The following is a 17,912-nucleotide window of genomic DNA, read 5'->3' as shown; positions in this document are numbered from 1 at the left end:
AGATCACCGCGAGACCGAACGCGGACGCCCGCACCCCCCCCCCCCCCCACCACCGGGGCGCGTCGTGACGACTCAGGCCAGGCGCCGCCGGGCGAGGCCCAGGCGGCGGTCCTTGAGGGCCGGGAACTGCTCACGGGTGGCGGCGACCCGGGCCGGGTCGAACTCCACGGTGAGCACCTCTTCATCCGCCCCGGCCTCGGCGAGCACCTCGCCCCACGGGTCGACGACGATGCTGCGGCCCGCCTGTTCGACTCCCCCGTGGGTGCCCGCACACCCCACCGCCAGGACGTAGGCCTGGTTCTCGACGGCACGGGCCTGCGCCAGCAGCGTCCAGTGCGAACGACGGCGCTCGGGCCAGCCGGCCGAGACGACCAGGGTTTCGGCCCCCGCGTCGACGAGGCCCCGGAACTGTTCGGGGAAGCGCAGGTCGTAGCAGGTCGCGAGGCCGAGGACGGTCTCCGGCAGGGCCACGGTGACGAGTTCCTCACCGGCCCCCATCAGCACGGCCTCGCCCTTGTCGAAACCGAAGCGGTGGATCTTGCGGTACGCGGCGGCCCGCTCGCCCTCGGGCGAGAACACCAGCGACGTGTTGTAGAGGGTGCCGCCCTCGGCGCGCTCGACGAAGGACCCGGCGTGCAGCCAGACTCCGGCCTCAGCCGCCGCCTTCGCCATGATGTCGTGCGTGGGCCCCTGCAGCGGCTCGGCCTCATCGGCGAACACGGCGTAGGCGAAGGCGCCGACCGGCCAGAGCTCGGGGAGGACCACGAGGTCCGCGCCCCGCTGCGACGCGACCAGCGAAGCCACGCGCTCTCTACGGGAATTGACCGATTCATCCGGGTTTACTGCGATCTGGATGAGAGAGGCGTGCACACTACCACCGTCCTGGCATGGAAGCCGTCAACGCGGGCCTACGATCGTCACACGAAAGCACTGCCGGGGTGCCTGCTCGCAGCGTAACTTAGCGAGCGAACCTCCCACGCAGCCCGCAGACAGCACCTCGGTGCCGGCCCACCCGTCGGCACTCCTGCTCTCCAGCCCATGCACCGCAGAACCGCACGAGGGGTCCCGTGACCGTCCATCCCAGCCTCCAGACCTATGCCGATGCCTGGACCCACTCCGTCGAGTCCATATCCGAGCTGGTCAAGCCGCTCGCCGAGGGGGAGTGGAACCGCCGGACACCCTGCCCGGGCTGGTCGGTGCGCGACATCATCTCGCACGTCATCGGCATGGAATGCGAACAGCTCGGCGACCCCCGTCCGATCCACACGCTGCCGCGCGATCTGTACCACGTGCAGAACGACCAGCAGCGCTACATGGAGATGCAGGTCGACGTCCGGCGTCACCACACCGCGCCGGAGATGACCTCGGAGCTGGAGTACACGCTCATCCGGCGCATGCGTCAGCTGCGCAACGAGTCTCGCGCCCCCGAGACCATGGTGCGGGCACCGCTCGGCGCCGAGCAGACGCTGGAACTGGCACTGCGCATGCGCGCCTTCGACGTCTGGGTGCACGAGCAGGATCTGCGTGCGACGCTGGGGCAGCCCGGCAATCTGGATTCCCCCGGGGCCCTGATCGTCCGGGACACCCTGCTGATCGGCCTGGCGAAGGTGGTCGCCAAGGACGCGGGCGCGCCCGCCGGTTCGGCTGTCGTCCTCGACGTGCACGGCCCGCTGGAGTTCCTGCGGACGGTCAGGGTCGACGGCGAGGGCCGCGGCACGGTCGACGGTGCGCCGTCCCTGGGCCCCGCGGTGACCCTGTCGATGGACTGGGAGACGTACTACCGGCTGGCCTGCGGACGCGTCCGGGCGCAGGCCGTCGAGGACCGGATCAAGATCGACGGCGACCGGGACCTGGCGGCCGAGATCCTGCGCCACTTCGCCGTGACGCCGTAACGCGGCGACCGGGGAGCCCGTCCGGCGGCGGACCGGGACGGGCGCCCCGCCGGAAACACCGTCAGACGGGCACGTGTACGGCTTCCACCCGGCTGACGACGTGGTGGTCGCGTTCCCTGTGTGTGGCGCGTGCGTAGAGACGCAGGATCTGCACGACGCCGAGTGCCTCCAGGACGAACACGGAGGCGAACGCGACGCGGTAGTTGTCGCCGGTCGCGTCCAAGAGGACACCGACCGCGAACAGCGTCGTCATCGAGGCGATGAAGCCGCCCATGTTGACGATGCCGGAAGCGGTGCCCTGGCGTTCCGGCGGGTTGGCCGGCCGGCCGAAGTCGAAGCCGATCATCGAGGCCGGGCCGCAGGAGCCGAGCACCACGCACAGGGTGACCAGCAGCCACATCGGCGCGTGGTCGCCGGGGTAGAAGATCGTGGACGCCCAGAGCAGCGCGGTCATCGCGACCGTGCCCAGAGCCAGGGGGGCACGCGCCGCGTGGTGGCGGGCGATGACCTGCCCGTAGACGAGCCCCACCACCATGTTGGACAGCACCACCAGGGTGAGCAGCTCACCGGCCGTACCCCTGCCGAGCCCCTGCGCCTCGACCAGGAACGGCATGCCCCACAGCAGCAGGAAGACCATGGCGGGGAACTGTGTGGTGAAGTGCACCCACATACCCAGGCGGGTACCGGGCTCCCGCCAGGAAGCGGCGATCTGCTTCCGCACGTACGCCGCTCCGGCGTGCTCGACGGGGGGCGGCTCATGGCCCTCGGGGTGGTCCTTGAGGAAGAGCAGCAGCAGGACCAGCACCACCACACCCGCCAGCGAGCTGCCGACGAAGGTCGCGGTCCACCCGAACCCGTGCAGCGCGCGGGCGATGAAGAGGGTCGAGACGAGGTTGCCCGCCATCCCGAAGAGCGCGGCCACCTGCCCGATCAGCGGCCCGCGGCGGGCCGGGAACCACCGGGCGCCGAGCCGCAGCACGCTGATGAACGTCATCGCGTCGCCACAGCCGAGCAGCGCGCGGGAGGCGAGCGCCATGCCGTACGAGGGGGAGAGCGCGAAGCCCAGCTGCCCCAGCGTGAAGAGCACCACCCCGATGGTGAGGACCCTCTTGGTGCCGAGCCGGTCGACCATGAGGCCCACGGGTATCTGCATACCGGCGTAGACGAGCAGCTGCAGGATGGAGAACGTCGACAGGGCCGAGGCGTTGACGTCGAAGCGGTCGGCTGCGTCGAGTCCGGCGACACCGAGGCTCGTCCGGAAGATGATCGCGACGAAGTAGACGGCGACTCCGATGCCCCAGACCCATGCGGCACGCCGGCCGCCGGGCGGGTCCCCGGGCAGGGAGAGGGTGGGGGCCGCGGAGGTCATCGGTCATCACCCCGGACCAGCACCCTGACGCGGCTGACGTGGCGCCGCACGACCTGCGCGGCGCCCTCGGCGTCCCCGGCCCTGATGGCTTCCAGCAGCTCGGCGTGCTCGGTGATGTTGGCGGCGATCCGGCCGGGGTGCGCCTCCATCACGGCGACGCCCATCCGCAACTGCCGGTCACGCAGCTGGTCGTAGAGACGCGAGAGGATCTCGTTGCCCGCGTTCTTCACGATCTCGGCGTGGAAGCAGCGGTCCTTGACGGACACCGCGGCCAGATCCCCCGCCTCGGCGAGCTCCCGCTGCTCCTCCAGGAGCTGTTCGAGCCGTGAGATCAGCTGTGCCGGTGCGGGCACGGCCTTGCGTGCGGCGAACTCCTCCACGAGCAGGCGCGTCTCCACCACGTCGGCGATCTCCTGCGCGGAGACCGCGAGCACCAGTGCACCCTTCTTCGGGTAGAGCTTGATCAGTCCTTCGACCTCGAGCCGCAGCAGCGCCTCCCGCACGGGGGTCCGGGATACGCCCACGGCCTCGGCCAGATCGCCCTCGGTGAGGAACGTGCCGCCCTCGTACCGGCGGTCGAGGACCGCTTCCTTGATGTGGGTGTAGACACGCTCGGCCGCGGGCGGCGGCTTCGGATCGACCTTGCGGGCGGCGGGTGAGGCGGGGGGCGCGACGGGCATGCACACAGCATAGATACAAGATGCGTACGTTCGCTCAATCGTCCGCGATCCGGACCGGGCGCGCGATCCGGGTGCGTGATCCAGGTACGTGATCCAAGTGCGTGATCCAGGTGCGCCCGGAATGCGTACCGGATGTGCGATGCGGGTCCCACCGGAATCCGGACCGGGTGGCACAGCACCACGAGCCCGGTGCGCGCGCCGTTCGGCACCCCCGCCGCACCTCGGCGCCGCAGCGCTTCATATGATCCGTCCGCCCGGAAACGATTCACCCGTACGGGAGCACATCCATCCGGCCTCCTCGCGAGTCTCACCACCGAGCGGCACCCTCATGTAGCCGCATTTCGGGTGTATTTGGAGCGTTCGACTTGAAAATCGGCCTTAAGGCACTTAACCGCACCACCGTTGCCGCCACCGTGAGTCTCACCGCGGGTGCGGTCCTCGCGGGCAGCGCGTTCGCCTCCACGGCGCAGGCAGCGACACCCCCGACGCCCTCGATCACCGCCAAGGGCGGCTTCGTGATGAACAACGGCACCGCGAAGACGCTCTACGGAAAAGCCGCGGACACCCGCCGCTCCACCGGCTCCACGACGAAGATCATGACCGCCAAGGTGGTGCTGGCGCAGAAGAACCTGAATCTCGACGCCAAGGTCACCGTCCAGAAGGCGTACAGCGACTACATCGTCTCGAAGACCGCCTCGTCCGCCCGGCTCATCGTCGGTGACAAGGTCACCGTGCGTCAGCTCCTGTACGGCCTGATGCTGCCGTCGGGCTGCGACGCCGCGTACGCACTCGCCGACAAGTTCGGCTCCGGTTCCACGCGCGCGGCCCGGGTGAAGTCCTTCATCGGCAAGATGAACGCCTCCGCGAAGGACATGGGCCTGAAGAACACGCACTTCGACTCGTTCGACGGCATCGGCAGCGGCTCGAACTACTCCACACCGCGCGATCTCACGAAGATCGCCAGTAGCGCGATGAAGAGCTCGACGTTCCGCACGATCGTGAAGACGAAGTCGACGAAGCAGAAGGTCACCACCAAGTCCGGCGGCTACCGCTACATGTCGTGGTCCAACACCAACGCCATGCTGGGCAGCTACACCGGCATGATCGGTGTGAAGACCGGCTCGGGCCCGTCGGCCAAGTACTGCCTGGTCTTCGCCGCGACCCGCAGCGGCAAGACGGTCATCGGCACCGTTCTCACCTCGACGTCCGCGACCACCCGGACGGCCGACGCCAAGAAGCTCCTGGACTACGGCTTCAAGAAGTAGCCCACCCGCACGCGCCTGAAGCACGCGTGGAACGAGCACACGAGGAGGGGCCCGGCCGCATTGCGCGGCCGGGCCCCTCCTCGTTGCCGCCTAGCCCCAGGTGATCAGACGCTTCGGCTGCTCCAGGATCGCCGCGACGTCCGCGAGCACCTTGGAGCCGAGCTCGCCGTCGACCAGCCGGTGGTCGAAGGAGAGTGCCAGCGTGGTCACCTGACGGGGCTTCACCTTGCCCTTGTGAACCCACGGCTGGAGCTTGATCGTCCCGACCGCGAGGATCGCGGACTCGCCCGGGTTGAGGATCGGCGTACCCGTGTCGACGCCGAAGACACCGACGTTCGTGATGGTCACCGTGCCGCCCGCCATGGCCGCGGGGGACGTCCTGCCCTCGCGCGCCGTGGAGACCAGCTCGCCCAGTGCCGCTGCCAGCTCGGGCAGGGCCTTGTCGTGCGCGTCCTTGATGTTCGGCACGATCAGACCGCGCGGGGTGGCGGCCGCGATGCCCAGGTTGACGTAGTGCTTCTGCACGATCTCCTGGTTGGCCTCGTCCCAGGCGGCGTTGACTCCCGGGTTGCGCTTGATCGCGACCAGGAGCGCCCTGGCGATGATCAGGAGCGGATTGACCCGGACTCCCGCCATGTCCTTGTCTTCCTTGAGCTCCGCCACCAGCTTCATCGTGCGCGTCACGTCGACGGTCACGAACTCGGTGACGTGCGGCGCGGTGAAGGCGCTGCCGACCATGGCCTGCGCGATGGCCTTGCGCACACCCTTGACCGGGATGCGGGTCTCCCGGCCCACCGGGGCCTGCGGGACCGCTCCCGGGGCGGGGGCCTCGGTGCTCGCCCCGGCGGGTGCGGGGGCGGCCTCGGCGGGAGCCGGCGCGGCGGCCGCGTGCACGTCCTCGCGGGTGATGACCCCGCCCTCGCCGGTCGGGATCACCGTGGCCAGGTCGATGCCCAGGTCCTTCGCCAGCTTGCGTACCGGCGGCTTGGCGAGCGGACGGCTCTCCGCGACCTTCGCACCGTGGCCGTTGATCTCGGCCTGGACCGCGGCGGCGGCGGGACCCGGGACCTCGGCACCCCTGCGGGCACGGCGCTTGGTGGAGGACTCGGCCACGCCGTATCCGACGAGCACCGGCTGGCGGCCCTTGGGCGCCTCCGGCTCGGCCTCCTCGACGGGCTGCTGGACAACCGCCGGGGCGGCCGGGGCGTCGTCGCTGCCCGGTGCCACGTCCACCGCGATGATCACCTCGCCGACGTCGACGGTCGTGCCCTCGGGGAAGCGCAGCTCGTGCACCACCCCGTCGAACGGGATCGGGAGCTCCACCGCGGCCTTGGCCGTCTCGACCTCGCACACGACCTGGCCGTCGGTGACGGTGTCGCCGGGCTGGACGAACCACTTGAGGATTTCCGCCTCGGTCAGCCCTTCGCCCACGTCGGGCATCTTGAACTCACGGAAACGAGCAGACGTTTCGGTCATCGTCGTCACGACCCTCTCCTCAGTACGCCAGCGAGCGGTCGACGGCGTCGAGCACCCGGTCGAGACCCGGAAGGTACTCGTCCTCGAGCCTGGCCGGCGGGTAGGGGGCGTGATAGCCGCCTACCCTCAGCACCGGCGCTTCGAGATGGTAGAAGCAGCGCTCCGTGATCCGGGCCGCGATCTCGGCCCCCGACCCGTAGAACACGGGTGCCTCGTGGACCACCACGAGCCGACCCGTCTTCTCGACCGACGCCTGCACGGCGTCGAAGTCGATCGGGGACATCGACCGAAGGTCCAGGACCTCGATGGACTTGCCCTCCTCCTGCGCCGCGGCGGCGGCCTCCAGACAGACCTTCACCATCGGGCCGTACGCGACCAGCGTGAGGTCGCTGCCCTCACGGACCACGGCGGCCTTGTGGAGCGGGCCGGGGATGGACTCGGTGTCGAGCTCCCCCTTGTCCCAGTAACGCCGCTTGGGCTCGAAGAAGATGATCGGATCGTCGCTCTGGACGGCCTGCTGCATCATCCAGTAGGCGTCACTCGCGTTGGACGGCGAGACGACCTTCAGGCCGGCCACGTGCGCGAACAGCGCCTCGGGCGACTCGCTGTGGTGCTCGACGGCACCGATGCCGCCGCCGTACGGGATACGGACGACGACCGGCAGCTTGATCTTGCCGAGCGAACGGGCGTGCATCTTGGCGAGCTGCGTGACGATCTGGTCGTACGCGGGGAAGACGAAGCCGTCGAACTGGATCTCGACCACCGGGCGGTAGCCGCGCAGGGCCAGGCCGATCGCCGTGCCGACGATGCCGGACTCGGCGAGCGGGGTGTCGATGACCCGGTCCTCGCCGAAGTCCTTCTGCAGCCCGTCCGTGATCCGGAAGACCCCGCCGAGCTTGCCCACGTCCTCACCCATGATGAGGACCTTGGGGTCGGTCTCGAGAGCCTTGCGCAGCGACTCGTTGAGCGCCTTCGCGATGGACATCTTCTCAGCGGCCATGGCTAGTTGCCCTCCTCGGCGAACGATGCCTGGTAGGCGGCGAACTGGGCGCGCTCCTCGTCGACGAGCGGATTGCCGTCGGCGTAGGCGTGGTCGAAGATCGCCAGCCGGTCCGGCTCGGGCATGGCCCGCACCACTTCGCGCACCCGCTTGCCGAGGGTCTCGCTCTCCTCCTCCAGCGCGGTGAAGTACGCCGCGTCGGCGAGGCCCTGCTTCTCCAGATACGCGCGCAGCCGCAGGATCGGGTCCTTGGCCTCCCAGGCGGCCCGCTCCTCGTCGGCCCGGTACTTGGTCGGGTCGTCCGAGGTGGTGTGGGCACCCATGCGGTAGGTGAACGCCTCGACGAGGGTGGGACCCTCGCCCCGGCGCGCACGCTCCAGCGCCGACCTGGTGACGGCCAGGCACGCCAGCACGTCGTTGCCGTCGACCCGGACCCCGGGGAAACCGAAGCCCTGGGCGCGCTGGTAGAGCGGCACACGCGTCTGCTTCTCGGTCGGCTCGGAGATGGCCCACTGGTTGTTCTGGCAGAAGAACACGACGGGGGCGTTGTAGACGGCGGAGAAGGTGAACGCCTCGGCGACATCGCCCTGGCTGGAGGCGCCGTCACCGAAGTACGCGATCACGGCGGAGTCCGCGCCGTCCTTGGCGACGCCCATGGCGTAGCCGGTGGCGTGCAGCGTCTGCGATCCGATGACGATCGTGTACAGGTGGAAGTTGTTGGTGTTCGGGTCCCAGCCACCGTGGTTCACACCGCGGAACATCCCGAGCAGATTGGTCGGGTCGACGCCCCGGCACCAGGCGACGCCGTGCTCCCGGTAGGTCGGGAAGACGTAGTCGTCGTCGCGCAGCGCCCGGCCGGAGCCGATCTGCGCGGCCTCCTGGCCCAGCAGCGAGGCCCAGAGGCCCAGCTCGCCCTGGCGCTGCAGCGCCGTGGCCTCGGCGTCGAAGCGCCGGGTCAGGACCATGTCCCGGTAGAGACCGCGGAGCTCGTCCGGGCTCAGGTCGATTTCGTAGTCCGGGTGCTCGACGCGCTCGCCCTCGGGCGTCAGCAGCTGTACCAGCTCGGGGCCGGAACCTTCCTGCGTCTTCGCGGGCGTCTTCGCGGCGCTGGTCCGCTTGCTGCTGCGTCGCGGTTTGCGCGCGGCAGTGCTCTCCACGGTCACGTGCGTGCTCCTCCGTCGGTCCGGCCCCCGGGATGGCCGGGAAGCCAGTGCGGCTCGCCTGTGTCCGGACCCGTGCACGGGGTGGGTGCCGCTCGGCCGGGAACAGGCGTGACAGGTGCCCCGGCGAGCGTCCTGTCATAAGCACGTTACCCAGTGCATCGCACAACTGCGAAACACCTCGTGACCTGCAATTTTGCTTGGATTTCCAAGTAAATCGCGAAAAACGCGAACTCCCGCTGGTCACAGCATTGGCAACAGCCTGGCAGGCGGCCGGAACAACGGCACGTTATCCCGGCCGGAAGCCGCAGGGAAGGGCAGAGGACCAGGGAGTGTGTGAGACTGCGAATGTGCGCGAAGAAGGAAAAATCAGGGTATTCCTGCTCGATGATCACGAAGTCGTCCGGCGTGGGGTTCATGAACTGCTGGCCGCCGAGGAGGGCATCGAGGTCGTCGGCGAGGCCGGTACCGCCGCGGACGCGCTCGCACGGATCCCGGCGACCAGGCCCGACGTCGCCGTCCTGGACGTGCGGCTGCCGGACGGCAGCGGGGTTGAGGTCTGCCGCGAGGTCCGTTCCCGGGACGAGAGCATCAAGTGCCTGATGCTCACTTCGTACGCCGATGACGAGGCCCTCTTCGACGCGATCATGGCGGGCGCCTCGGGCTACGTACTGAAGGCCATCCGCGGGAACGAGCTGCTCAGCGCGGTGCGCGATGTGGCGGCCGGCAAGTCCCTGCTGGACCCCGCAGCCACCGCCCGCGTACTGGAACGGCTGCGCGAGGGCAAGGACGGCAAGGCCGACGACCGGCTCGCGGGGCTGACCGACCAGGAGCGCAAGATCCTCGATCTGATCGGTGAGGGGCTGACCAACCGGGTGATCGGTGAGCGGCTGCACCTCGCCGAGAAGACCATCAAGAACTACGTCTCCAGCCTGCTCTCCAAGCTGGGCATGGAACGGCGCTCCCAGGCGGCGGCGTACGTGGCGAGACTCCAGGCCGAGAAGCGCTGAGCGGGCGGGGCGGACTCCGGGTCCGCCCGGCGGCGGCCCCCAGGGGACTTTGGTCCCGGCCCGCCGGGGCGGCGGACCCTTACACCGCTCCTACCGGTGCCGGAGAGTGGTGGCATGTTTGCTTCCCGCCCCTCCGACACCGGGACCGCGACGGGTTCCGGTACCTCCGGTCCTGCGGGTTCACCCGGTTCCGTCACGGACAGGCTCCGCGCCGTCGAACTGCTCGGCAGCGTCCGGTACGGGCGCATGGCCATGAGCATGCGAGCACTGCCGTTCCTGGCGGTGGCCCGGCACCTGGTGATCGAGGGCCGCGTCGTCCTGCGGATGCACAGAGGGCTCGGCTTCCACGAGTCCTGTGACGGGAGCGTCGTCGCCTATGGGGCGGACAACTTCAACACCCCCGCGTCAGGGGGCGTGGAAGACCTCTGGTCGGTACAGTTCACCGGTCCGGTCGAGATCGTGCATCCGGCCTCCGACCAGCGGGAACGCTTCGGGACAGGCCCGGCGGAGGTGAACGGCGAACACTTCGATCCCGTGTATCTGAGGCTCGATCCGCGCATCGCCCATATGCACACTCTGGCTTTCGACGCAAGCCCGTAAGGCCAGACACGTAGCGTCACCTAACATGTGGCGAGTGCTGCGCTCATCTGTGACCCTCCCACCTGTCCCTCCGCTCGGCGAGGTGCTGCGCCGCTACCCGGACGCCGGCGTGCCCCTCGCCTGCGAACCGCTCAACAAGGGCCTGCTCAACCACGGTTATCGCGTGTCGACCACCCGCGGTTCGTACTTCCTCAAGCACCACCTCGACAAGCACCACCTCGACGATGCCAGCGGCGACCACGCCACGATCGTCCGGCAGCACCGGGCGACCCAGCAGTTGCACTCGCTCGGTGTGCCGGTCGCCCCTCCCCTCTCGGACACACAGGGTGACACGGTCACGGTGATCGACGGGCAGCACTACGCCCTGCACCGCTGGGTGGACGGCCTTCACCGGGACGGCGCCCAGCTGACGACCGCCCAGTCGCGTCGGCTCGGTGCCCTGCTCGGAGCCGTGCACACGGGTCTGGAGCAGGTCATGGAGGCGGATCCGCCGCCTCCGGTCCGCGGCCGGAGCCCGGATCCCGCCGACACGTTCACGCTGATCGACGAGCTCCTGACGGCGGCCCGGCGGCTGGGCCCACGGGACGCGTTCGACGAGCTCGCCGTGCACCGCCTCGTCGAACGCCGCGCCCTTCTGGAGCAGCACGCGCACCGCCGCCCGCCCACGCCCGAGGGCTCGGCGAGGGGATGGGTGCACGGCGACTTCCACCCGCTCAATCTGCTCTACCGGGGCGCCGACCCCGTCGCGATCGTGGACTGGGACAGGCTCGGCGTGCAGCCGCGTGCGGAGGAGGCCGTACGGGCCGCGGCGATCTTCTTCGTCCGGCCGGACGGGGAGCTGGCGCTGGAGAAGGTGCGGGCGTACGCCCGCGCCTACCGCCGGTCGGCGGGCGCCGGGGCGGCCGAGCTGGCGGCCGCGGTGCACCGGGTCTGGTGGGAGCGCCTCAACGACTTCTGGATACTGCGCTGGCGCTACCGCCTGAACGACCGCAGGGCCGACCCGCAGTTCCCTGCGGTGTCGGCCCTGGCGGTGTGGTGGACGCGCCGGTACGAGGCGGTCGGCGAGGCCTTCACGGGGTGAGGGCCCTCGCCTCTCACTGCCGTAGTGACGCCGAGCGTCCTGCGGCAGTGGTCCGGCGTACCTACCCGGCGGTGGTGCCCGTCGCTCCGGCGGCGGCGCCCGCCGCGGTGCCGGCGGGGGTGCCGCCGGCCGTGGTGCCGTCCGTCGTCCCTCCCGAGTCGTCACCGGTGGTGCCCTCGTCGGTGGCTCCGTCGGTGGTCCCGCCGTCGGCACCGGTTCCGCCGTCCGTCGTCGGACCGCCGTCGGACGTTCCGCCCGTGGCCGGGTCCGTCGACGTGGGCGTCTCCGAGGGTTCCTTCGTGGGCTCGGTCGGGTCGTCCGACGGTGTGTACGTGGGCTCATCGGTGGGCCACGTCTGGCCGCCCGTGGAATCGCCCGGGTCCTCCGTCTCCTCCGTCTCCTCGTCCGTCGGCTCCGAAGTCGACGGAGTCGACGAGGGGGACGAGGAGGTGGAGGGCTTGACCGGGGGCTTCTTGGTTTCGCCGCCGCCCGCCGCCTGGATGGCGAAGGCGACGCCCGCACCGATCGCGATCAGCGCGAGCAGGACGAACAGCCACATCTTGCCGCGGCCGCCGCCGTTGTGATGACCGCCGGCGTACGCGCCGTCGTCGGGGTTCATGGGAGGCAGGATCGGGCCCTGCGAGGTGTCCCCGTGCATGGGGCGCCCCATGGCAGCCGTACTGCCGCCGACGTGCATCGCCGCCGTACCGCCGTCGTGCGCGCTGACCGGGCCGGTGTTCCACGTACCCGTGTGACCGCCCTGGACCTGCAGCATCTGCAGGCTGTACTGGACGAGGCCGCGCATCTCCTCGGCGCTCTGGAACCGGTCGTCCGGATCCTTCGCGAGAGAGCGCATGACGAGCCCGTCCAGCTCCGGGGGGACACCGCCGGAGGTCTGGGAGGGCGGGACCGGCATGTCCTGGACGTGCTGGTAGACGACGGAGAGGGGGGTCTCGCCCGTGAACGGGGGCCGCAGGGCGAGCAGCTCGTAGAGCAGGCAGCCGGTGGCGTACAGGTCGGAGCGGTGGTCGACCGCCTTCCCGAGCGCCTGCTCGGGGGAGAGGTACTGCGGCGTGCCCATGACCATGCCGGTCTGGGTCATCGTCGACTGGGCGCCGTGCAGCGCGCGGGCGATGCCGAAGTCCATCACCTTCACCGCGCCGGAGTGCGTGATGATCACGTTCGCCGGCTTGATGTCACGGTGCACGATGCCGTGCTGGTGGGAGTAGGCCAGGGCTTCCAGGACACCCGAGACGATGATCAGAGCCTGCTCGGGCGGCGGGGCCTCGGCTTCGAGCAGCAGGTCACGGATGGTGTTGCCCTCGACGAGCTCCATGACGATGTAGGGCACGGTGGCGCCGCCCACGACGTCCTCGCCCGAGTCGTACACGGCGACGATCGCGTGGTGGTTGAGCCCTGCGACCGACTGCGCCTCACGCGTGAAGCGGGCCTTGGAGACCGGGTCCTCGGCAAGATCGGAACGGAGCAGCTTCACTGCCACCGTGCGTCCCAGACGGACGTCCTCCGCGGCGTAGACCTCGGCCATGCCGCCGCGGCCGAGCCGGTGGGTCATGCGGTAACGGCCGTCTCCGACCACACCGCCGACACCCCAGGAGTCGGTGCCATCCGAAACTCCGCCGCCGTTTGCTTCGGAATCGGGTGCCATCAGTCCTCGCCGTCGTTTCTGTCCGCGCGTCCGCGGGTTCTCACGGTGCTTTGCTGCATTGCCACGTCACGCTACAGCCTCTGTGGGACACACCGGTTTTCAGAGTGACGGGCCATCCAATCGGCTCGCGCGCCCTCCACGCAAATTCCATGCGCTTCCTGTAACGCTTCCGAGACGCTTCTCGTGCGTAGGGTCACGGAACGGGCACCTGGCTTGACGTGTCGTACCCCTCGGGCAGACTGGCCGATAACAGATGATCGCGTCCGTCGGGCGCCGAGGGGGATGCAAGTCATGAGCCACGACGGCGCACAGGGGCGCTACGCGGGCGGTTCCGTGGCCGGCGGCCGCTACCAGCTGCGCGACCTGCTCGGCGAGGGCGGCATGGCGTCCGTCTACCTCGCGTACGACTCCGCCCTGGACCGGCAGGTCGCCATCAAGACGCTGCACACGGAGCTGGGACGCGAGCAGTCCTTCCGCGAGCGGTTCCGGCGCGAGGCGCAGGCCGTGGCCAAGCTGCAGCACACCAACATCGTCTCGGTGTTCGACACGGGCGAGGACGAGCTCGGCGGCGCGCTGATGCCGTACATCGTCATGGAGTACGTCGAGGGGCAGCCGCTCGGCTCCGTGCTCCAGTCGGACATCCAGCAGCACGGCGCGATGCCGGCGGACAAGGCGCTCAAGGTGACGGCCGATGTGCTGGCCGCCCTGGAGACCAGCCACGAGATGGGCCTGGTCCACCGCGACATCAAGCCCGGCAACGTGATGATGACCAAGCGCGGCGTCGTCAAGGTGATGGACTTCGGCATCGCCCGGGCCATGCAGTCGGGCGTGACGTCGATGACGCAGACCGGCATGGTCGTCGGTACGCCGCAGTACCTCTCCCCCGAGCAGGCGCTCGGCCGCGGCGTCGACGCGCGCTCCGACCTGTACTCGGTCGGCATCATGCTCTTCCAGCTGCTCACGGGCCGCATCCCGTTCGACGCGGACTCGCCGCTCGCCATCGCGTACGCGCACGTGCAGGAGGAGCCCGTCGCCCCGTCGAGCATCAACCGCTCGGTCACGCCCGCGATGGACGCTCTGGTCGCCCGGGCTCTGAAGAAGAACCCGAACGAGCGCTTCCCGAGCGCCGCGGCGATGCAGGACGAGATCGCGCGCGTGCTGAGCGCGAACGGCCCGGCAGGCGCTCCCGTGATCATCGGCGGCGGCACCCCGGCGAACAGCGGCTCGGGCGTCGGCTCGGCGGTCTTCCCGCCCGTCGACCAGGCCACCGCGCCACCGCACAGCGTGCAGACGCCCTACCAGCCGCAGCACCACCAGCCGGGCCCTTACGGCGCTCCGACCCCGACTCCCACGCCGGGCTACGGCTACCCTCAGGCCGCTCAGCCGTACGGGACCCCTGCGCACCTGGGGCAGCAGTCCCCGCAGCCGTACACCATGTCCCCGCAGACGGCGGCCGGCTCCGGTGGCAACGGAGGGTCCAAGCGCAACATGCCGGTCGTCGTGGGGGCGATCGTGGTCGCCCTGGTCGCGATCGGCGGCCTGGTCGCCTTCCTGAACATGGACGGCAAATCGGAGAACGGCAAGGGCGGCGACCCGGGTACCAGCGAGTCCTCCGCAGCCGACGAGCACAAGCCCCCGGAGCGGAACCGGACGATGGACGAGGACGAGTGCACCGATCCCACGGAGGACTCGAACGACCCGGCCAAGGTCCAGGCCCCGAATTTCGTGTACAAGGACATCATCTCCGCGAAGTCCTGTGCGGACGCGGCAGGCTGGACGGTCAAGGTCATCGAGGTGGAGGGCAACACCTACGCCGAGGACCAGGTCATCGATCAGTTCCCGACCACGGGCACAGCCGTGCCTGAGCGGGGTGCCCACTTCGAACTGCGGATCGCGACGGGGGACCCGGCCTGACCGGCCGCCCCTTCAGCTGTCGGCTTCCGGTGTCCGCTTCCGGTGTCCGCGTCCGCTGTTTCGGCAGGACTGACCCGGCACCCGGGTGAGATGCGGCTTGGGGGCGCCTTCGGGATGCTGGACATATCAGGGCGTGTGACGCTGATCTCATGCCTCCAGGACTCCTGGCTCCACGGTGCGTCGCCTGCCTGGTCATGGCGGTCGGCGTGGCATTCGGACCCACCGCGTGGGCACACGCCGACGGCGGAGTGACGACGTCCGCCCGGCCGGGCCACCTCGCACCGGCGGACCACGCGGCCTCTCCCACCCCCACCGCGAGCTCGTCCTCCGAGGCGCCCCTGGCCGGGCGGCAGGCCGGGGAGGGCAAAGCGCGGCCCGGACGGTCGCTCGGCCCCATGAAGGTCTCCGGCTCCGAGACCGCGGAACCCGAGGCCGCGGAACCCGACACTGCGGTGGACGAGACCGGGGCGGACGAGCTGCCGCCGGATCCGGACCCCGTCGGGGTACCCGTGTTCACACCGCCACCCGGGGCGTTCCCGGAGCCGGGTGAGGCGGCTCGGCAACGGCAGCGGCAGGCGCTGGACGAGCCCGCCCTGAGGCATGTGCGAGACGCTTCTCTGGGCAGCGGCATCGCCCTGGTAGGGCTGGGGCTGGCGTTCCTGGCGTTCCGCATGCGCCGCGCGAACTGACCCGGCCGGCTCCGCGGCCCTCGGTGGCCGGTGTCGCGGTGCCCTAGTTGCCGTGCCGCACCCTGGACATCCCGGCGCCCCGTACGGGGGTGATCATCCTTTTCCGGGGGCACCACCATGTGGTGAGGGCTGTGTGCGAGACAATGGCGTCATGGAGATGCCGAGGAATGAACGGTCACAGGAGCACCCCCAAGTCCTCGTGGTGGGGCAGGACGGAATGGCCATCGGCGGTGGTGGCGGTGACGACGAGTCGCGCGAGGTCCCGGTGACGGAGATGGTCGAGCAGCCCGCGAAGGTCATGCGCATCGGCAGCATGATCAAGCAGCTTCTGGAAGAGGTCAGGGCGGCTCCTCTCGACGAGGCGAGCCGGGTCAGGCTGAAGGAGATCCACGCGAGCTCGGTGAAGGAGCTCGAGGACGGTCTGGCGCCGGAACTCGTGGAGGAGCTGGAACGACTCTCGCTGCCCTTCACCGAGGAGTCAGTCCCCTCCGAAGCTGAGCTGCGGATCGCGCAGGCCCAGCTGGTCGGCTGGCTGGAGGGCCTCTTCCACGGCATCCAGACGGCACTGTTCGCCCAGCAGATGGCGGCCCGTGCGCAGCTCGAGTCCATGCGCCGTGCCCTTCCTCCGGGTGTCGGCCATGAGGACGAGGAAGGTGGCGTCGATCCGCACGGCCCGGCGCGTTCCGGCCCGTATCTCTAGCACCTGTCCTCCACCGACCGCGGTACGCACCGGGGCCCGGCACACGCGATGTCGCGATGTGTGCCGGGCCCCGGCGGTCGTCCGTGGTCGGCGAACGTGGCCCACGCGCCTCAGGCCTTCTCCACGTGGCGCCGCTCGCGTCGTGCCTGCCACCGTGTGGCGGCTGCCCGAAGCAGGCCCGCCGCCGTGTGGCGCCTGCTCCAAACAGGCCCGCCACGGTGCGATGCCTGCTCCAAACAGGCCCGCCACGGTGCGATGCCTGCTCGAAACAGGCCCGCCACGGTGCGATGCCTGCTCGAAACAAGCCTGCCAATGTCTAGCGCCTGCTCGCATCACTGCTCGGCGTGCGGCGCCGGCGACGTCAGGTTGTCGGCGCCGCCAGGAGGATCTTGCCGATGTGGCTGCTGGACTCCATCAGCCGGTGGGCTTCGGCCGCCTCCGCCATCGGCATCGTGCGGTCCACGACGGGCCGGACGACGCCGTCGGCGAGCAGCGGCCATACGTGCTCGCGCACCGCCGCGATGATCGCGGCCTTCTCCGCGAGTGGGCGCGCGCGCAGCGATGTCGCCGTGACTGCGGCCCGCTTGCTCAGCAGGGCACCCAGGTTCAGCTCTCCCTTGGCACCGCCCTGAAGGCCGATGATGGCGAGACGGCCGTTCACCGCCAGTGCCCGTACGTTCCGGTCGAGGTACTTCGCCCCGACGATGTCGAGGATCACGTCCGCCCCCGCACCGTCCGTCGCCTTGCGGAGCTCTTCGACGAAGTCCTGCTCGCGGTAGTCGATGAGGATGTCGGCGCCGAGTTCCTGACAACGCGCCAGCTTCTCGGGGCCTCCAGCAGTCACCGCGACGCGCGCACCGACAGCCTTGGCGAGCTGGATCGCCATCGTGCCGATCCCGCTGGACCCGCCGTGGACCAGAAGGGTCTCACCGGGGCGCAGGTGGGCCACCATGAAGACGTTGGACCAGACCGTCGCGGTCACCTCGGGCAGCGCTGCGGCCTGCGTCAGGTCCACGCCGTCGGGTACGGGCAGCAACTGCCCGGAGGGCACAGCGACCTTCTCCGCGTACCCGCCGCCCGCGAGCAGTCCGCACACCTCGTCGCCCACGGACCACCCGGTCACCCCGGGGCCGAGTGCCGCGATGCGGCCGGCGCACTCCAGACCGGGATAGGGGGAGGCACCGGGGGGAGGGTTGTAGAAGCCCTGCCGCTGCAGGACATCGGCCCTGTTGACAGCGCTGGACACGACCTCGACGAGAACTTCGCCCTCGCCTGGTACGGGATCGGGGACCTCGGCCCATACGAGCGCTTCGGGGCCGCCGGGTTCGGGGATCGTGATCGCATACATGGCCGCGAGGCTACTCCGTACACCGTCCCGGACGCGGGCGGACCTGGCTGCGTCGCGCCCGG

General features: G+C 70.1%; 16 protein-coding genes. 8 read left to right on the top strand and 8 right to left on the bottom strand.

What is annotated here, in order from left to right; genetic code table 11:
- Window positions 1–72: 72 nt before the first annotated feature.
- Window positions 73–870 carry a carbon-nitrogen family hydrolase gene (locus tag ABZ441_RS31540; RefSeq protein ID WP_358980464.1) on the bottom strand — a complete coding sequence of 266 codons (798 nt, stop codon included), beginning with the start codon at window positions 868–870 and terminating at the stop codon, window positions 73–75.
- Between the two features lie 197 nt (window positions 871–1,067).
- On the opposite strand from ABZ441_RS31540, the gene ABZ441_RS31535 reads away from it, so the two are divergent.
- The gene (locus ABZ441_RS31535) at window positions 1,068–1,892 is read left to right on the top strand and encodes a maleylpyruvate isomerase family mycothiol-dependent enzyme (protein WP_358980462.1); all 825 of its coding nucleotides are present in this window, start codon (window positions 1,068–1,070) and stop codon (window positions 1,890–1,892) included.
- Between the two features lie 61 nt (window positions 1,893–1,953).
- Here the strand turns inward: ABZ441_RS31535 and ABZ441_RS31530 are convergent, their stop codons facing one another.
- Window positions 1,954–3,261, bottom strand: coding sequence for an MFS transporter (locus ABZ441_RS31530; RefSeq protein ID WP_358980460.1), 1,308 nt, complete (start codon window positions 3,259–3,261; stop codon window positions 1,954–1,956).
- A complete protein-coding gene (locus ABZ441_RS31525; protein ID WP_358980458.1) occupies window positions 3,258–3,941 on the bottom strand; it encodes a GntR family transcriptional regulator in 684 nt (227 codons plus the stop codon). The genes ABZ441_RS31530 and ABZ441_RS31525 overlap by 4 nt, the downstream gene beginning before the upstream one ends.
- Window positions 3,942–4,306: 365 nt before the next feature.
- Between ABZ441_RS31525 and ABZ441_RS31520 the strand changes: the two genes are divergently transcribed.
- Window positions 4,307–5,206: a D-alanyl-D-alanine carboxypeptidase gene (locus ABZ441_RS31520; RefSeq protein ID WP_358980456.1), complete on the top strand. Its 900-nt coding sequence runs from the start codon at window positions 4,307–4,309 to the stop codon at window positions 5,204–5,206.
- Window positions 5,207–5,296: 90 nt separating this feature from the next.
- Here ABZ441_RS31520 and ABZ441_RS31515 read toward each other — a convergent pair whose 3' ends face one another.
- The 3 genes from ABZ441_RS31515 to pdhA are packed head-to-tail and all read right to left on the bottom strand — an operon-like array spanning window position 5,297 to window position 8,845.
- Complete coding sequence (locus ABZ441_RS31515; RefSeq protein WP_358980454.1) at window positions 5,297–6,691, bottom strand: dihydrolipoamide acetyltransferase family protein; 1,395 nt, start codon at window positions 6,689–6,691, stop codon at window positions 5,297–5,299.
- Window positions 6,692–6,701: 10 nt separating this feature from the next.
- Window positions 6,702–7,682, bottom strand: coding sequence for an alpha-ketoacid dehydrogenase subunit beta (locus ABZ441_RS31510; RefSeq protein ID WP_358980452.1), 981 nt, complete (start codon window positions 7,680–7,682; stop codon window positions 6,702–6,704).
- 2 nt (window positions 7,683–7,684) lie between these two features.
- A complete protein-coding gene (gene pdhA, locus ABZ441_RS31505; RefSeq protein ID WP_358980450.1) occupies window positions 7,685–8,845 on the bottom strand; it encodes a pyruvate dehydrogenase (acetyl-transferring) E1 component subunit alpha in 1,161 nt (386 codons plus the stop codon).
- Window positions 8,846–9,192: 347 nt separating this feature from the next.
- On the opposite strand from pdhA, the gene ABZ441_RS31500 reads away from it, so the two are divergent.
- The 3 genes from ABZ441_RS31500 (at window position 9,193) to ABZ441_RS31490 (ending at window position 11,533) form a co-directional block, all read left to right on the top strand.
- The gene (locus ABZ441_RS31500) at window positions 9,193–9,852 is read left to right on the top strand and encodes a response regulator transcription factor (RefSeq protein WP_358980448.1); all 660 of its coding nucleotides are present in this window, start codon (window positions 9,193–9,195) and stop codon (window positions 9,850–9,852) included.
- Between the two features lie 114 nt (window positions 9,853–9,966).
- Window positions 9,967–10,452, top strand: coding sequence for a pyridoxamine 5'-phosphate oxidase family protein (locus ABZ441_RS31495; protein ID WP_358980445.1), 486 nt, complete (start codon window positions 9,967–9,969; stop codon window positions 10,450–10,452).
- Between the two features lie 82 nt (window positions 10,453–10,534).
- Window positions 10,535–11,533: a phosphotransferase gene (locus ABZ441_RS31490; RefSeq protein WP_358980468.1), complete on the top strand. Its 999-nt coding sequence runs from the start codon at window positions 10,535–10,537 to the stop codon at window positions 11,531–11,533.
- Between the two features lie 61 nt (window positions 11,534–11,594).
- Here the strand turns inward: ABZ441_RS31490 and ABZ441_RS31485 are convergent, their stop codons facing one another.
- Window positions 11,595–13,199 carry a protein kinase gene (locus ABZ441_RS31485; RefSeq protein ID WP_358980443.1) on the bottom strand — a complete coding sequence of 535 codons (1,605 nt, stop codon included), beginning with the start codon at window positions 13,197–13,199 and terminating at the stop codon, window positions 11,595–11,597.
- Window positions 13,200–13,490: 291 nt separating this feature from the next.
- Here ABZ441_RS31485 and ABZ441_RS31480 point away from each other — a divergent pair, with 291 nt between their 5' ends.
- The 3 genes from ABZ441_RS31480 to ABZ441_RS31470 all read left to right on the top strand — a co-directional run bounded on the left by ABZ441_RS31480 (window position 13,491) and on the right by ABZ441_RS31470 (window position 16,502).
- Window positions 13,491–15,113 (top strand): protein kinase, encoded by a 1,623-nt coding sequence (locus tag ABZ441_RS31480; RefSeq protein ID WP_358980441.1) that lies wholly within the window; start codon window positions 13,491–13,493, stop codon window positions 15,111–15,113.
- Window positions 15,114–15,262: 149 nt separating this feature from the next.
- The gene (locus tag ABZ441_RS31475) at window positions 15,263–15,802 is read left to right on the top strand and encodes a hypothetical protein (RefSeq protein ID WP_358980439.1); all 540 of its coding nucleotides are present in this window, start codon (window positions 15,263–15,265) and stop codon (window positions 15,800–15,802) included.
- 151 nt (window positions 15,803–15,953) lie between these two features.
- A complete protein-coding gene (locus ABZ441_RS31470; protein ID WP_078850494.1) occupies window positions 15,954–16,502 on the top strand; it encodes a bacterial proteasome activator family protein in 549 nt (182 codons plus the stop codon).
- A gap of 361 nt (window positions 16,503–16,863) precedes the next feature.
- On the opposite strand, the gene ABZ441_RS31465 is transcribed toward ABZ441_RS31470, so the two are convergent.
- The gene (locus tag ABZ441_RS31465) at window positions 16,864–17,850 is read right to left on the bottom strand and encodes an NAD(P)H-quinone oxidoreductase (RefSeq protein ID WP_358980436.1); all 987 of its coding nucleotides are present in this window, start codon (window positions 17,848–17,850) and stop codon (window positions 16,864–16,866) included.
- Window positions 17,851–17,912: the final 62 nt, after the last annotated feature.

Origin of the sequence: Streptomyces sp. NPDC005752, from assembly GCF_040630715.1 — a bacterium.
Classification (GTDB): domain Bacteria; phylum Actinomycetota; class Actinomycetes; order Streptomycetales; family Streptomycetaceae; genus Streptomyces.
The sequence above is the reverse complement of the archived record's forward strand: the minus strand, read 5'-3'. Positions and strand labels throughout refer to the sequence as shown.

Excerpts from the sequence above, each read along its gene's own strand:
- ABZ441_RS31530 (WP_358980460.1), bottom strand. The coding sequence starts at position 3,261 with ATGACCTCCGCGGCCCCCACCCTCTCCCTGCCCGGGGACCCGCCCGGC.
- ABZ441_RS31480 (WP_358980441.1), top strand. The coding sequence starts at position 13,491 with ATGAGCCACGACGGCGCACAGGGGCGCTACGCGGGCGGTTCCGTGGCC.
- ABZ441_RS31465 (WP_358980436.1), bottom strand. The coding sequence starts at position 17,850 with ATGTATGCGATCACGATCCCCGAACCCGGCGGCCCCGAAGCGCTCGTA.
- ABZ441_RS31525 (WP_358980458.1), bottom strand. The coding sequence starts at position 3,941 with ATGCCCGTCGCGCCCCCCGCCTCACCCGCCGCCCGCAAGGTCGATCCG.
- ABZ441_RS31475 (WP_358980439.1), top strand. The coding sequence starts at position 15,263 with ATGCCTCCAGGACTCCTGGCTCCACGGTGCGTCGCCTGCCTGGTCATG.
- ABZ441_RS31495 (WP_358980445.1), top strand. The coding sequence starts at position 9,967 with ATGTTTGCTTCCCGCCCCTCCGACACCGGGACCGCGACGGGTTCCGGT.
- ABZ441_RS31485 (WP_358980443.1), bottom strand. The coding sequence starts at position 13,199 with ATGGCACCCGATTCCGAAGCAAACGGCGGCGGAGTTTCGGATGGCACC.
- ABZ441_RS31510 (WP_358980452.1), bottom strand. The coding sequence starts at position 7,682 with ATGGCCGCTGAGAAGATGTCCATCGCGAAGGCGCTCAACGAGTCGCTG.
- ABZ441_RS31470 (WP_078850494.1), top strand. The coding sequence starts at position 15,954 with ATGGAGATGCCGAGGAATGAACGGTCACAGGAGCACCCCCAAGTCCTC.